This is a genomic window from Yinghuangia sp. YIM S10712, from assembly GCF_051388935.1.
Classification (GTDB): Bacteria; Actinomycetota; Actinomycetes; order Streptomycetales; family Streptomycetaceae; genus Yinghuangia.
Genome location: NZ_JBPKBI010000007.1, coordinates 30,352 through 45,304, shown reverse-complemented (window position 1 = coordinate 45,304; position 14,953 = coordinate 30,352). Strand labels below are relative to the sequence as shown.

The 14,953-nt window shown below is 71.8% G+C and carries 10 protein-coding genes; 8 read left to right on the top strand and 2 right to left on the bottom strand.

What is annotated here, in order from left to right; all coding sequences use genetic code 11:
- The 7 genes from ACRX5W_RS16770 to ACRX5W_RS16740 form a co-directional block, all read left to right on the top strand.
- On the top strand, positions 1-901 hold a 901-nt coding region (locus ACRX5W_RS16770; RefSeq protein WP_436788958.1), incomplete at its 5' end, for a hypothetical protein.
- Between the two features lie 24 nt (positions 902-925).
- Complete coding sequence (locus ACRX5W_RS16765) at positions 926-1,126, top strand: hypothetical protein (protein ID WP_436788957.1); 201 nt, start codon at positions 926-928, stop codon at positions 1,124-1,126.
- A 2-nt stretch (positions 1,127-1,128) separates the two neighbouring features.
- Positions 1,129-2,586, top strand: a complete 1,458-nt coding sequence (locus ACRX5W_RS16760) for an NlpC/P60 family protein (protein ID WP_436788956.1) — start codon at positions 1,129-1,131, stop codon at positions 2,584-2,586.
- On the top strand, positions 2,583-3,077 hold the full coding sequence (locus tag ACRX5W_RS16755; protein WP_436788955.1) for a hypothetical protein: 495 nt from the start codon (positions 2,583-2,585) through the stop codon (positions 3,075-3,077). Before ACRX5W_RS16760 ends, ACRX5W_RS16755 begins: the two co-directional genes overlap by 4 nt.
- Before the next feature lie 162 nt (positions 3,078-3,239).
- Positions 3,240-5,843, top strand: coding sequence for a fibronectin type III domain-containing protein (locus ACRX5W_RS16750; RefSeq protein ID WP_436788954.1), 2,604 nt, complete (start codon positions 3,240-3,242; stop codon positions 5,841-5,843).
- The gene (locus ACRX5W_RS16745; protein ID WP_436788953.1) at positions 5,840-7,051 is read left to right on the top strand and encodes a DUF58 domain-containing protein; all 1,212 of its coding nucleotides are present in this window, start codon (positions 5,840-5,842) and stop codon (positions 7,049-7,051) included. Before ACRX5W_RS16750 ends, ACRX5W_RS16745 begins: the two co-directional genes overlap by 4 nt.
- 202 nt (positions 7,052-7,253) lie before the next feature.
- Positions 7,254-9,518, top strand: coding sequence for a DUF3488 and transglutaminase-like domain-containing protein (locus ACRX5W_RS16740; protein ID WP_436788952.1), 2,265 nt, complete (start codon positions 7,254-7,256; stop codon positions 9,516-9,518).
- A gap of 12 nt (positions 9,519-9,530) precedes the next feature.
- Here the strand turns inward: ACRX5W_RS16740 and ACRX5W_RS16735 are convergent, their stop codons facing one another.
- Complete coding sequence (locus ACRX5W_RS16735; RefSeq protein WP_436788951.1) at positions 9,531-10,418, bottom strand: helix-turn-helix domain-containing protein; 888 nt, start codon at positions 10,416-10,418, stop codon at positions 9,531-9,533.
- A gap of 490 nt (positions 10,419-10,908) precedes the next feature.
- Positions 10,909-11,904: a helix-turn-helix domain-containing protein gene (locus ACRX5W_RS16730; protein WP_436788950.1), complete on the bottom strand. Its 996-nt coding sequence runs from the start codon at positions 11,902-11,904 to the stop codon at positions 10,909-10,911.
- Between the two features lie 530 nt (positions 11,905-12,434).
- Between ACRX5W_RS16730 and ACRX5W_RS16725 the strand changes: the two genes are divergently transcribed.
- Positions 12,435-14,953 (top strand): ATP-binding protein (locus ACRX5W_RS16725; RefSeq protein ID WP_436788949.1); only part of this gene is annotated, 2,519 nt, incomplete at its 3' end.

The following is a 14,953-nucleotide window of genomic DNA, read 5'->3' as shown; positions in this document are numbered from 1 at the left end:
CCCCCCCCCCGCCGCCGTGTGGGTGTTGGTGCTCACGGTGGTCGCGGTGCTGACGCCGCCGATCCAGGCGTCGGCCCAGACGCCGGCCCGGGCCTCCTCAGCGTCCGTGGCCCGGCTTCCGGCGGACGAAAACGACGCGCTCGAACCCAGGGCGCAGGCGTGCCGCCACCAGCCCGACGCGTTCTACGTCCCCAAGGATCCGGAAGGCAACTGGTTCTGGTGGTACTGCCGCGACAGCGTCGGGCTCTTCGGGGACGGATTCTCGCCGCTCGGCACCTTCGAAGGGGATTTCGGCGGCCTGTGGGGCAACAACAAGAAAGTCAACCAGGACCAGCCCGACAACTGGAACGAATGGATGTCGAAGTACGCCACGGCCGGAAACCTGGTGGACTTCACCAAACTCGTGGACGAACCCTGCGAGACGTGGAACCGCGCCGAGTTGGATCTCGAACAACCGCAGTGCGCGAAGATCAAGACCCTCGCTGCCCGCCAATCCCCGTGCGACCAGTGGTGGGACCTCATCAAATCCGTGCAGGGCCAGCCCGACGTCGAACCCCTCGACACCGCGCGCGACGGCGGATTGATCTCGATCTGCCGGGGCCACCAAGCGCATTTCCAGCGTGCCTGGGCCGCGCCGAAGATCGAGGATTCGAAGACATACGACCGCTATGACTTCTCGGCGCCCGACGAGATCACCAAGCCCATGGGGCAACTCGTCTCCATAGCGCAGTGGGTCGCCCTGGTCGCCGGTGTCCTCGGCGTGCTCTTCAGCGCGGCGAAACTCGCCGTCGCCTATCAGAACGGTTTCGGGGAGGCCGCGACCGGAATCGTCATCGTGCTCGGCTCCGTATCGCTGGCGATGTCCGCACTGGCGCTCGCGAGTCTGTTTCTGGTCGGTTGAACCCTTCGCGGAAAGGAAGTTGCCATGTCCGACGAAATCGACTTCAACCCCATCGTGGGTGCGGTCCGCGGAGCGTTGGACACGCTTCAGCCGGTGGGAACGCTCCGTAAATACGTGCAACTGGCCGCAGACCGCCCCGGCCTGGTGGCGCTCGGAGTCGGAGGAATCGCCGTTGCGCCGCACTTGGCCGCCGGGCTCGGGGTGGGGATGGAGGCAGCGCGCTAGACATGGGCTTCGGAATCGGCTTTGTCGCCGCCGGATTGGGCGGCGCCCTCACCGCGACCTTCGCGGTCGTGACGGCCTCGTACATGGTCGCGTTCTTGCCGTGGGAGGAGCCGGAGAGCGTCGACAGCGGCTCCTACAGTCGCTCGCTCAACGCCAATGCCCTGCCGGCGCACGCGCGTTCGTACGCACCGTACGTGGAGAAAGCCGGATCCATGTGCGCCGAGATCACGCCGGCGATCGTCGCCGCGCAGATCGAAGCGGAGAGCAGTTGGAACAAGAACGCGGTCAGCGACGCCAACGCCCAGGGGCTGAGCCAATTTCTTCCGGGGACATGGCGGCAGTACGGGCGTGATGAAGACGGCAGCGGCAACGGGGCGGATCCCTACAATCCGCAGGACGCGATCATGGCGCAGGGGAGGTACGACTGCGCCATCGTCGGATTCGTCAAGCAGATGCGGGAGGGGACATACACCGGCGGATGCCGGTTGAACGACGGACGGGAGAGACCGCCTCCCAAGCCGGGCGAATTCCCCAAGGACACGGACATCCTCGAACTCGCTCTCGCCGGCTACAACGCCGGTGAGGGAGCGGTGTGCTATTTCCGCGGCATCCCGCCGTTCTCGCAGACCAAGGCGTACGTTCCGAAGATCCTGAAGGCCGCGGCCAAGTACGGGGGAACGCCGTCCACCGCCACGGCCAACTGCACGACCAACGACCCGAACCTGTGCGCGCTCTACCTTGCCAAGCAGTACGCGGATCCCGAGTGGGCGGCGAAAAAGCACCCCGGAAAGAAGCTCACCTATTCGTGGGGCGGGGGCGGATCCAAGGGGCCGAGCTACGGGATCGCGGACTCGGGCTACGACGACAGGAACGTTTTCGGTTTCGACTGCTCCGGGCTCGTCCAATACGCCTACCACCAGGCCTCGTCGGGGCGGTTCACACTGCCGCGTACCGCCGACCAGCAAAGGCGCCAGGGCGACTTGGTGGCCGAGGGCTACGGCGGAAAGAACTTCGATCTTTCCAAGGTCCATCCGGGCGACGCCGTGGCCTTCAGCAAAGCCAGGGGCGGCCATTACTACCACATCGCGATATACGCCGGCGGCGGGCAGGTCGTCCACGCCTACACCCACGGCAGGTTCGTGGAAGTCCAGCCGCTGTCCAACTACCACGGGGTGTACTGGATGTTCCGCCGGTACCTCGAACCGCTGAAGACGGGAGGGGACTCGTGCCCTTCATGCGCCGTCCAGGCCGGGGCGCCGCGCCACGGCTCGGACTACGTCTCGGTATGGCAGCCTGCGCTGCCGCCGCGCTCGTCGGCTGCGACCTTGACGCGCCCGGTGAGGCGCCGCGGCAGTCCACCGGTCCGCGTGCGGAGAGCCCCGCGCCGCTCGTCCCGGGAACGACGAGCACGGCCCGGGGGCTGCCGGGCGGCGCCGGTACGGCCCCGACCGCGTCCGTGAGCCCGCCCCCGTCGACGGTCCCGGTGCTGACCGGCCGTCCGGGAACCCCCGCGGGGGGAGCACCGCCGGCGCCGTCCTCCGTCGACGGCCGCGACGCGGTGGCGGTGTCGCGCGCGGTGGTGGCGATCACGTACACCATGGACACCGCCATCGACGCGTCCGGCTGGGACGCCGCGATGCGCGCCGCGCCGTATCTCGCGCCGGAGTACTTCGCGACCCTGCGGGACAACCCGCCGGACCGCAGCCCGGGCGGCGAATGGTTCACCTGGCAGGCGCACCAGGCCTACACCACGGTCGAGTTGACGTCGGCCGACGAGACCGGGAAACCGGAGGACACGCCGTTCCGGGCGTTCCACGCCTGGAACGTGACCGTGACGGCCACGGGTCGGGACGGCTGGACCGAGCGGTCCCCCGACCAGGTCGTGTACGTGATCCTCGGGAGATCCGACGCGGCGGCCGACTGGAAGGTGACGGACATCCAGGTCCGGTAAGCGGATCCCGCACCCAAATAGACGCGTTTTTGCAAGCCGGACGCAGCCGCGGCTGTCCACACTGTGGGCTCGGCGGGAAATCGTCGTTGTGCCCGGCAGTCGCTCGATCCCTCGCGAGGCGCCCGGCGACCCGGGCGCACGGCGGAGAACCGGAGAACGACGATGAGTTCGCAGGCAGTCCAGCCCCGTTTCCGAACGCCCCTGTGGTCGGGGGCTCGCAGGCGCGTGGCCGGCTGGGTGTCGCTGGCCGTGTGTGTCGCGCTGCTGGCGACGGCCGTCGTCCTCGGCACGGGGGCGGCGGGGGCGAAGGTGTCGCTCGCGGATCTCGGCAACTGGCTGCCGAGTTCGCGTGCCAACACCGTCGTGCACGTCAACGGAACCACGGGGCAGGTGGACGGCAGAGTCGAACTCGCCGGCGAGACGAACGGTCCACTCGAAGTGGGCACCGACGGAAGCACCGTGCTGGTCCTCGACCAGGAGACGGGGACCGTCAGCCGCATCGACCCCGCGCAGCTCACCGTGCCCCAGATGCGCAGCTACGGCGCCGACGGCCTGACCCTGGCCGTGGGCGCCGGCAAGGCATGGCTCGTCGACGCCCTGGCCGGCACCGTCCAGCCGATCGACCCCGTGTCCCTGGCACCCGTCTCCGCGCCGATCGACCTCGGCTCCAAACCCCTCGGCCCCGCCGGCGCCGACAACTCGGGCAATCTGTGGGTGACCCTGCCGGCCACCGGACAGGTCGTCGCGGTGCGGGGCGCGGTGCCCTCCGCCCCGATCCCGGTCGCCGATCCGGGCCACGTCCTCCTCCTGACGATCGCCGACGGCCGCCCGGTCGTGACCGACACCACGGCGGGCGTCGTCAAGGTGATCGGGGAAGAAGGGCCCGTACGCTCCATCAACCTGCCCGAGGCGGTCGCCGGCGCCAAGCCGGAAGCCGTCCGCATACCGGAGCGCGGCGAGGGGCCGCTGGTGCCGATCCTCGCCGCCGACTCGGGGCAGCTGGTGCTGCTGAACATCGACGACGGCGCCGTGCAGGCCGCACCGGTCGCGACCCCCGGCAACGATTTCGGGCCGCCCGAGGTCCTCGGCAACCGCGTCTACGTCCCGGACCGCACCACAGGAACACTCCTCGTCTACGACACGGCCGCCGCCGCGTTCGCACCCTCGGTGCGCGTCACGGGAACCGCGGGGCCCCTCGAACTCGACGTCCGGGACGGCCTGTTGTGGGCCAACGACCAGACCCAAGCGACCGCCGTCGTGGTGGACGCCCAAGGCAGGGCGCACCCGGTCGACAAGTACAAGCCCGACGTCCCCTCGGAGGCGGACAAGAGCCCGTCTCCGACCACGACACGCACTACCCGGCCCACTCAGCCGAGCCAATCGGCCGCGCCGAGCGATTCGGCGACCGCCTCCACGGGAACTCCGCCCGGCGGACCGCGTCCGGACGCGACCACCGCCGAACCGACGACGCGCCCGCCGACCGAGCCGGTTCGCGACGATCCTCCGGGGCGGGACGAAACGACGGGCAGCACGTCGCCGCCCGACCGGAGTACGCCCCCGCCCGCGACGACGCCGGCGCCCACGGTCGTGGTGACCGTCACCGAGCGCGTGCCCGTCGTCCCGCCGCCATCGAGGCCGCCGACGGAGCCGCCGACACCACGGCCCTCTGTGCCGAACGGCCCGCCCGCACCGGTGCCGACCACAGCGCTGCCCGTGCCGACCACGGCGCAGCCCGTGCCGACCACAGCGCTGCCCGCTCCGACGACGGCGCTGCCCGTGCCGACCACGACGCAGCCTGTGCCCACGACGACGAAGCCGGTGCCGACCACGACGAAGCCCGCGCCCAACCCGACCACCAGTTCCGCGCCGCCGCCGAGTTCGCCCCCGCCGTCCACGCCACCGGCGCCGACACCGAAGCCGCCCGGCACCCCCAAAGCGGAGTCCGGCCCCGGCCGCATCACGCTCGTCTTCGCGGCGTCCCCGGGCGCGCGCCCTGACCGGTACTCCCTCGCCGACCTTCCGGAAGGCGCGAAGGCCACGCCTGCGACGGTTGCACCCGGCGGCCCGTTCCAGTTCGTCGTCACCGGGCTGAGCTGCGCCGACGAATACAGCTTCAAGGTCGTCGCCGAGTTCGGCTCGACCAAGCTCACCTCGGGCGCGTCGACCGCGGTACGGCCGTGCGTGCTCGTCTCCGCACCCACCTCGCTCAAGACACAGGTTCCACGCAACGGCAAGAGCTTCACCGCGACGTGGAAGGCACCGGCGAACGCGGGCGGCTCCAAGGTGACCTACACGGTCTCGTGGTCCGGGTCCGGCCAGGCGTCCAAGGGCAGCACCACGACCACGGAGACCACCGCCGCCCCCAAGGGCCTGACCAACGGCCACACGTACAACGTCAAGGTCACCGCCACGAACGAGGTGGGCACGGGGCCCGCCGCGTCCGCCGTCGCCGACCTGAGGCCGCCCACCCGCACGTACAACGTCGGACCCAACTCGGACAACGGGGTGACCGTGGGCGTTCGCAGCGGCCCCGGGGTGGCCGGCACCACCTCGGTGGCGCAGATTCCGGCGGGTTACACCGGTCCCATCACCGTGCACTGCCAGACCACCGGCCAGACGGTGCCCCGGGACGGCACGTCGCTGCGCAGCAACATCTGGGACAAGGTGTCCTGGAAGGGCGAGACGGGCTACACCAGCGACCTGTACATCCGCACGCCGAATGCGGACGAGTCGAAATTCTCGCCCGAACTGTGGGAATGCCCATGACGGTTCGCCCGACGGCGGCCACGTCGGCCGGGGGCGGCCGCGGCCCCCGGCCCACACCGGTCGGCTGGGCGGTCCTCGCGACCTGCGGCGTCCTGCTCGGCGGAGGCTGGGCGATCGGGCACCCCGAGCCCGTCGCCCTCGGTGTCACCGGCCTCGCCGCGGTCGCCGTGGCACTCGTCGGCACGCTGCCGAGCCCGCGCCTGACCGCCGAACGCCGCCTCAGCCCGACGCGCGTCGCACGCGGCGACCGAGCGGGCGGAGTCGTCAGCGTCACCAACCTCGGCGCCCGGCCCTGCCGAGGGCTCGTCGTGGAAGACCACTGCGACGGAGCCGTGGTCTCGGTGCGTCTGCCGCCGCTGCCGGCCGGGGCGACCGTGCGGGCCGACTACGCCGTCCCGACGAACCGGCGCGGACACGTGCCGGTCGGGCCGCTGCGGCTCGTCCGCCGCGATGTATTCGGACTCGCCTACCGCAGCATGCCCATCGGCGCCGCGGTCACGCTGATGGTCCACCCGCGCCTGCACCCCGTCGGGCTGCCGCCGTCGGGACGCGAACATCACTTGGAGGGCCCGACGTCCGATTCCGCGAACGAGGGCACGATGACGTTCCACACGCTGCGCGACTACGTCGAAGGCGACGACCTGCGGCGCGTGCACTGGCGGGCGACCGCACGCACCGGGACCTTGATGGTGCGTCAGATGGCGGACGTGAGCATGCCGGTGACCACGTTGCTGCTCGACACCCGGCACGCTTCCTACGCCGGGCCGCATTCCGGCGCGGACTTCGAACTCGCGGTCGACGTCGCGGCGTCCGTCGGATACGCGGCATCGTCACGGCATTTCCCGCTGCGGGTGTGCACCGGCTCGCACGCCGCGGGACAGTCGGGCGGTGTATCCGGCCGACGCGTCGACAACGCGGAACTCCTCGCACACTTCAGCGAAATCCGCGCCGACGACGAAGGCTTCACACGGGCGCTCGACCAAGTGCGCCGTGCGGGGGCCGGAGGCCTGCTCGCCGTGGTCACCGGATGGGCCGAGACCGATGTGGCAGGGCGCATCGCCGGTGCGGCCCGCAATCACGAACACGCCGTGATCGTGCACGTCGGCGAGAGGCCGACGGACACGCCCACCCCGAGCGGAGGCATTCGTCGGGCCGCCGTCGCCGAACTCGCCGACGTGGCCAGGCTGTGGCCGGGCGCCAAACGCTGACGGGAGTCGACAACACATGTCAGCGGGAACCGTTCGACCGGCATCCACCGGGGAAGAATCCGGCACGGACGCCTCCGTCCGCCGGAAGCCGAACGCCCGTACGCCTTCGGGGAACGGGCGACGGCAGCCGCGTGCAGCCGGACCGCGCCGAACAACGGAGCCCGGTCGCCGGGGAGCCGAACTGCCCGCCCTGACGATGGTGATGCTGCTCGCGGCCTTCGTGGGCCTGATGTTCCACCGGGTGTTCGGCCTTACGACCGTGCTGGCGCCCACCGTGGTCGCGGCCGTCGTCCCCGCGATCGTCGTCGGCGCGGCGTGCCGGGGAATGCGAGCCCCGGCGCCGGTGTCCGCGACCGTGACCGTGAACCTCGTGGCCGCCGTGGTGGCGGGCAGCGCTGTCTACGCGCGCGACCGTGCCCTGGCCGCCGTCGTCCCGACGCCGGGATCGGTCGCCGCGATGGCCGGCGATCTCGCCGACGTCCCACGCGAGATCCTCACCACGGTCCTGCCCGCGCCGCCGGGAACGAGCAGCATCCTGGTGCCCGCCTGCGTCTGGGTCGCGTCCGCCGCAGGTGCCGAACTCCTTTATCGCACGCGGTTCGCCGCACTGGCGGTACTGCCGGCCACCGCGCTGTTTCTCGGCGCGGCGCTGCTGGCCACCGGCGCGCCCGGCACCTCGCTGCCGCTCGTCGCGGGATTCGCCGCGGCGGTCGGCTTGTTCCTCGCAGTCCGCGACACCGCGCCGCGCCCCGCCAACATCGCGCTCGCCGGGCTGCTGGCCCTGGCCCTCGCGATTCCGGGCGCGTTCGCCGCGCTGTCGCTGCCCGGAGGGGCCCGGCACGCGTTCGACCCGCGCGGCCATGTCGACCCCCCGGCGCCGACGACATTGCGCGGGCCCAGCCCGCTCGCGTACGTCTCGGCGTGGCTGCAACACCCCGAGACGCTGATGTTCACCGACGCCGGGTCGCCGCCTCCGCCCGGCGGAAAGCTCTACCGGCTCGCGGTGTTCGACCACTACGACGGTGTCTCGTGGACGCCGGTGGACCGCTTCCTGCCGTCCGGCGGGCGCGTCCCGGAGTCGGAGCGCGACGCCGCCGGGACGCCGGTCGGACAGGACATCACCGTCGCGGAACTCCCCGGCGTGTTCCTGCCGGCAGTGGAGCGTCCGGTCGAAGTGCACGCAACAGAAGGAGAGTTCGCGGTGGATCCGGAGAGCGGTGTGCTCGCGTCCGAGACACCGCTGCGGACAGGGATGCGCTACCAGGTGACGAGCCGTCCGACCGAGCACGACCCGGCCCGCACGGAATACATGGCCGCCGGCCGTACCGCGTCCGCGCTGGAACTCCCGGGCGGCGACGAGTCGGGCGCCGCGCCGCCGGTCGTCGCCGCGCTCCGCGACTACGCCCAACAGGCCACCGCCGGGGCGCAGTTCCCCTACCAGCAGGCTCTGCGGCTGGCCTCTTGGCTGCGCGGGTACGCGGCCGGGGACCCGCAGGCGATCCCCGGCCACTCCTACCGGCACATCCAGTACTTCCTGGAGACCAGCCGCCAGGGCACCTCCGAGCAGTTCGCGACGGCCTTCGCGCTGATGGCGCGCACACTGGCCCTTCCGGCGCGCGTGGTGGTCGGTTTCCGCGCCGAGGCGCAGCAGGCCGAGCCGGTCACCCGCGTGCGGGGAGGGGACGTCCTGGTGTGGGCGGAAGTGGAGTTCGCCGGCGCGGGCTGGGTGCCTTTCTTCCCCACGCCGGGGGCCGGAAGCGCCACATCGGCGGTCGCGCCCCCCACCGAGGAGGTCGCGGAACCCGAGCCGGTACCCGCCGAACCCGCATCGCCCGGCGCGCCCACCGGGCCGCCGTCGCGGGCGGAGATCGACAGTGCGATCGAGAACCGCGCACACGCAGCCGCCACCGAGGACCACGCCGGTGGCCGCGACACCGGTGTGGGCGCCGGCGTGGTGGTCTCGGCGGTGGTGTCCGCCGCGCTCGCCGGGTATGTCGCGCTGGCATTCGCCGGGCCGGTGTGGCTGCGCCGTTCACGAGCCCGTGGCACGCCCGAGATGCGTATCGCCGGGTCCTGGGAGCAACTGGTCGACGACTTGGCGCGCATCGGACCGCCGCTGCCCGCGGGGGCCACCACCGGCGACGTCGTCGAACACGCCCGCGTGGGCGCGGGCACCGAGGCGGGCGCGTCCGCGGCCGTGGTCGCCTCGGCCGCCGACGGCGTGGCGTTCGGAGGTGTCGCGGCATCGGAGACACTGGCCGATGAGTGCGTGCGGCACGGGCGTCTCGTGCGGACCCGCATCAAGGCCGCGTCGGCGGGTGACCGGCGCGGACGTTTCGTCCGCCTGGCCGGGCGGCTCAGGCCGCGGGCGGTCGCCCGAGTGCTGGCCGCGGCAAGGGGTTCGCGGGGTCCGCGAGGCAACATACCCGGAGGACTGAGGAAAAAGGCTGTGGGCGCGAGCGCCTGACGGCGCCTCAGATCAACACAAGGCGACGGCGGCACGGGACGAGGGCGGCGGCGCGTCGCCGGACGGCCCGGCGTAGCGTGTGCTCCGGCACTGCGCCGCGAACGCGGCCGGGGTGATGCCGAGCCCCTTGCCGAAGTCGTTGATGAAGTGCGGCTGGTCGAAGAACCCGAACTGCCCGACCAAACGCGTCCACGGGTGCGGTTCGTGGACCAGTTCCGCCGCCGCGCGCACCAGACGGCACCGCCGGGTCGCGGCCTTGGGCCCGACGCCGAGATGCACGTTGAAGAGTCTTTGCAGCGAACGGACCGACATGGCCTGGTCATAGGCGGCGTCTCGCACGCGCCCTGCCGTACAGGGACCCAGGACAGCCTCGATGATGTCGCGCGCACGCGCGAGTTCGGCGCCGCTGCCCGGGGGAAGCCGCAAACGGGACCCGACCGTCGCCGCCTTGTCGGCGATCGAGGGCGCTTGCTGCAACGCCCCCGCGAGCTCCACCGCGCGTGTCGTGCCGATCCACCGTGACAGCGGGACCACTTGGTCCGCGAGCAACGAGGCGTCCCGGATTCCGAACAGGCGGGCGAGCGCCCCGGGGCGCAAGGCGATCGCGAAACCGCGCCCGCTGCCGTTGAGTTCGTGCACGAGACGGCCTCGCGGCACACCACACAGCAGCAGATGGGTGCCGATCTGCACCAAGTGCGGCACGGGGTACGGGAGGAGAGTCACGCGGCGTTGCTCACGCCTCGGTATGCCCCAGGCGAACTCGGCCGCCGACCCGAACCACGGTTCCGCGTCGGGCGGCGGAGCGCACCACCGCACGCGCAGTCCGTCTCCGTCGACGCCGACGACGCCGTTCTCACTTGTCGCTTGCCAGTCGTGCGGGGGAAGACGGTGAGTAACCATCGCGGCGGTCCTTCGGAGGAGACGGAGGCAGGCCCGGGCCGCTCACTCCCACAGGGCGATCCGAAACCGACGCAAGTCTCGACAGCCGAGGCGGTCTGCCGGGAGGCCGCCGCGATTACCCAGCACTTACCCGAGTCGGGCAAAACCCGGGTAACGCACAAGCGTTGGCCCACCGCCCCCCGGCAAGGCCCACGCCATGACCACCGCGTCCAACGTTCGGAACGCCCGCTCCACCTGCCCGACGTCGGATGACCACTGCCTCGTGCGCAGCGACCAGCACCACCTGCCCGACGTCGGGAGTTTCGTGCTCGGCGTGCTCGGCGGGACAGGCGGGACAGGCGGGACCGGCGAAAACGGGCGCGGCCTTGCCTGCTGTCTCGCTCTCTCGCCGTCGCCGCGCACCACGTTGCCCTCGGACGGCCCGCACCGCGAAAACCCGCACCTGCGCCCGTTCAGGCGCCAACCACCTTCGTACGCCGGCGGGTTCGTGTCATTCGGCGGCGCGATCGGTGGCCACGTCCCAGCGCAGTGTCAGCGCCTGGGGCGCAGACAGATCGGCACGGGAGTACGTCACGAAGACCGTGCCGTCCTCGCGCCGGGTCCACGCCAGCCCCGACGTCGACGGCTCCTCGCGTCCGTCGCCGAGTTCCTCGACCACGTCGCAACCGCGCAACTCGGCGACGCCGAGCTGGCGTACGGTCACCTGGAGATGGCGGGTGGGGCGGATGATGTCCTGCCGCCAGTAGTGGTCCTCGACGAAGATGCCGCCGGTGCACAGGTATTGCACGACCATCGACTCCCGCGGCGCGAGCGGCGGCGAGATCAGACACGCGAACTTCAGGAACGAGCCGGTCTCGTGCACGCGCCGCACCGTCACGACATGCGACGGCGCCATCGCCGGCTCGGGGGGTCGCACGGCCACCAGGGAGATCCGCCCCGACGTCCGTTCGAACCACACCTGGCGCGCGAAACTCGCCAGCGGGCGGTCGCCGAGGTTCAACAGCACATGCCGGTACATGAGTCGCGCGGCCCCCGTCTCGGAGATGTCCAGCGCCACCTCCGTGCTGAGTTCGATCACGTCGCCCGGGGACGCGGCCAAGCCCGCCGCGAAGACGTCCGCGCCCTGCTTCTCCGGTGCGGCCGGCCGGAGGTTCGCAGACGGATGCGGAGCCGTGGGAGTCGCCTGCGCCTCGGTCAACTCCCAGGGGCGCGGCGAGAGTCCGAGCATGTGCCCGGGGATTCCGAGCCCGTCCGCCACCCGCTCGATGACCTGCTGCTGCTGGGCCCGGGAACGGCCGGAGATGTACTCGCCCACCCTGCTCGGCGTCAGACCGCACAGGCGGGCCAGTTTGCTGTTGAAGCAGCCGGTGTAGCGTCGGGCGAGCACGAAGATCGCCCCGACGTCGCGTGCCGCGCAGGCTTCGATCGTCTCCTCGCGTCCCAGCAACCACTCCGGCATGCGGTACTCGGCCTCGCGTGTGCCCATTTCCATCCCTGATCTGCCGGACCACTCGAACTGCGTGATCCCCCAACGGGGCGCCCGGGCCCGCCCGGGGAGTTCGGTCCCGACCACGCGGCACGGTGCGGGCGAATCGCCGTGCCGCATGACCCGCGCACGCACGATCGCGTACGAGCCGCGGCCCCGTCACCTGGCGATTTGCGCGCGCCGTACACCGCGGGCCGATCGGAAAAGACCCCACACAAGCCCGCAACCATGATGTTCCGCACCGGTAGGTCGCGCATGTAAATACACGACGATATCCGAGGTGGACAAAATCCATGCAACGGGTCGCGCGACCTGCGCGTCCTTCCTAAAGGGAGCCGCAAGGCGCGCGGTCGAGGGACTTCCCTATATCAAGAGTCTGACGCTTTTTTACAGAATGGCTTCCGGGGTCGCGCGTTAGCATTTTTCCAAGTCGGATGACCGGCGTGGATAAACGGGGACCTCATGAACACGGCGAAACGTAAAACAACCGACACGACGGATGGCGGCCGAGATAGCGACGGGGGCGGGAGATGACCGGTTCCGATGTCCGGCTGCTGCGCCGCCGCGACAGCGCCACCAGCTTCATCGGACGCCGGGACGAACTCGCCCGACTGACCGACGCCCTCCGCGCGGAACACCGCCTGACCACGCTCGTCGGTCCGGCCGGCGTCGGGAAGACCCGACTGGCCGTCCGCCTCGCCCGGCACCGTGCCGACGACGCCGATCCCGGCGACGACGTGGCCCTCGTCGACCTGGCAGCCGCGCTGCCCTCGCGCGAGCCGGTCGACGTCGCCCTGCTGCACGCGGTCGGACCAGGTGTCCGCACCCCGGACGAGGACGCGATCGACGCGGTCACCGAAATCCTGCGCGGACGCCGGCTGCTCTTGGTCCTGGACGGCTGCGACCACGTCGCCGACGAGGCTGCCCGCGTCGTCGAAGTGCTCCTGGCAACGTGCCCGTACGTACGGATCCTCGCCACCGCGCGCGAACCCCTGCACACCACCGCCGAGTTCGTCTGGCCGGTCCCTCCGCTCGGCACAGAAGCGGGCACGGACACGCACCCCGGCCACGCCACCGGCCACCCGGACACCGACGCCGCGCGGTTGTTCGTCGACCGTGCGCGCCTCGCCCGGCGAGATGTGGCCTTCACCGAGCAGGCCCTCGCCGACGTGGACCGCATCGTCCGGGCCGTCGACGGCATCCCCCTGGCCATCGAACTCGCCGCAGCCCGCGTGCGGATGCTCAGCGTCCGCGAGATCGCCGACACGCTCGACCTGAGGATGCTCGCAGACCGCCGACGCCGCGGCGACACACGCCACCGCACGATGCACGCGGCCATCGACTGGAGCTACTACCGGCTGTCCGTCTCCGAACGCGTGCTGCTCCGACGCCTCGCGGTCTTCCGAGGGCCGTGGTCCACAGCCGCCGCAGTTGCCGTGTGTGCCGACGAACACCTGCCGGCGGACGTGATCCCCCGCCACCTCGACACCTTGGCAGACAAATCCTTTGTCACCCGCAGGCTGTCGGCGCACGGGCAACTGTTCCGCATGCTCGCGCCGATCCGTGACTACGCGTACGAACCCCCGGACGTGACCGACCACCCGACGGTACGGGCGGCCCTCGACCGCGAAATGCTCGGCCACCGCCACCTCCTCCACCACCTCGCGCTCGCGCAACGCACGTGGCCCGGCCCCGGCGGCCCCGACGCTCCGGACGAACGCGAAGACGCCGCAGCGGACTTCCGCGCCGCGCTCACCCACGCCCACACCCACCGGCCGCACGATGCCCTGCGCCTCGCCGTAGCCCTCGGCTTCTGGTGGCGTTCCTCCGGGCGGCTCGCGGAAGGCCTCGAAGCCACGAATCGGGCGCTGTCGGCCGCGCCGGACGCCCCTGCCCCGCTGCGCGCCGCGGCCCTGGCGCACCGTGCGGCGTTGCTGCTGTGGCTCGGTGACGAGGCACAGGCGTCCGCCACGGCCGCCGAGGCCGCGCGAGTCGCGACGCGCGCCCACGAACCGGCGGCACACGCCCACGCGTCGGTCACCCTGGCCGGCGTCGGCCTGGTGACCGGCGCCGAAGACGCACTGCGGACGGCGCAAGAAGCCCTCGACCGGGCTCGTGCCGCCGGGGGGCCACACGTCCTCGGCGACGCCTTGTGCCTGCTCGCCCTTAGCCTGCTGGGACGAGGCGACTTCGCGGCGATGGCCGAAGCGGCGGACGAGTGCCTGGCCGTCGCGCGGGCCGGAGGCCACGTCCACGCCGAGGCCATGGCCCTGTGGTGCCGGGCGCACGCCGCGCGAGCTCGGCTCGACCTGCCACACGCCCGCGAACTGGCCGAAGCGATCGGTCGGTTCGCCGAAGGCGCGGAGTCCGGAAACGTCGTCGACACCCTGATCCGCTGCGCCGCCGCCCAGGTCCTCGCCCTCGTCGACGTCCAGGAGGGAAACCCGCAACGGGCCAAGGAGCGCGTCCGAGAGGAACTCGCGCGCAGCGCCGACACACGCGTCCCGTGGGGTGTCGACGCACTCCTCCAGGCCCGCGCCTACGCCGAATTGGCGGCGGGGGAGTACACCGCGGCCCGAGGCACGGGCCTGCTGCTCCACGACCGCACACGCGACCGCTGCGCCGCCCTGGCCTGGCGTGCCTTGGACGTCATGATGCAGGTCGCGCTCGAACATCACGACCCCGACGCCGCGCGGGCGCACGCCCACGAGATCCGGACGATCGGCACAGCGTCGGCCGACCCCGCGGCGAAGGCCGTGGCCCTGCTCGGGCTCGCGCAGGCCGATCTGCTCACCGACGCTCCGGGCAGCGCCGAGGTCCACGCACTCGACGCACTCGGCACCGGTCACGCGGCCGGCTTGCCGCAGGAGGTCGCCGACGCGTTCGACACCCTCGCCCATGTCGCCGCCACCCGAGGCCGACTTGCCCGTGCCGCCTATCTCGCGGCCGCTGCGGACGCCGTCGCGCCGACCCGGTTGGGCGGGCTCTCCGCGGGCTCGCGGACCGCGGTTCGCAACGCCGTCATCATCGGCCTGGACACCCGTACGCG

Coding starts and splice junctions, on each gene's coding strand:
- ACRX5W_RS16740 (WP_436788952.1), top strand. CDS start 7,254: ATGCTGCTCGCGGCCTTCGTGGGCCTGATGTTCCACCGGGTGTTCGGC.
- ACRX5W_RS16750 (WP_436788954.1), top strand. CDS start 3,240: ATGAGTTCGCAGGCAGTCCAGCCCCGTTTCCGAACGCCCCTGTGGTCG.
- ACRX5W_RS16760 (WP_436788956.1), top strand. CDS start 1,129: ATGGGCTTCGGAATCGGCTTTGTCGCCGCCGGATTGGGCGGCGCCCTC.
- ACRX5W_RS16745 (WP_436788953.1), top strand. CDS start 5,840: ATGACGGTTCGCCCGACGGCGGCCACGTCGGCCGGGGGCGGCCGCGGC.
- ACRX5W_RS16735 (WP_436788951.1), bottom strand. CDS start 10,418: ATGGTTACTCACCGTCTTCCCCCGCACGACTGGCAAGCGACAAGTGAG.
- ACRX5W_RS16730 (WP_436788950.1), bottom strand. CDS start 11,904: ATGGGCACACGCGAGGCCGAGTACCGCATGCCGGAGTGGTTGCTGGGA.
- ACRX5W_RS16765 (WP_436788957.1), top strand. CDS start 926: ATGTCCGACGAAATCGACTTCAACCCCATCGTGGGTGCGGTCCGCGGA.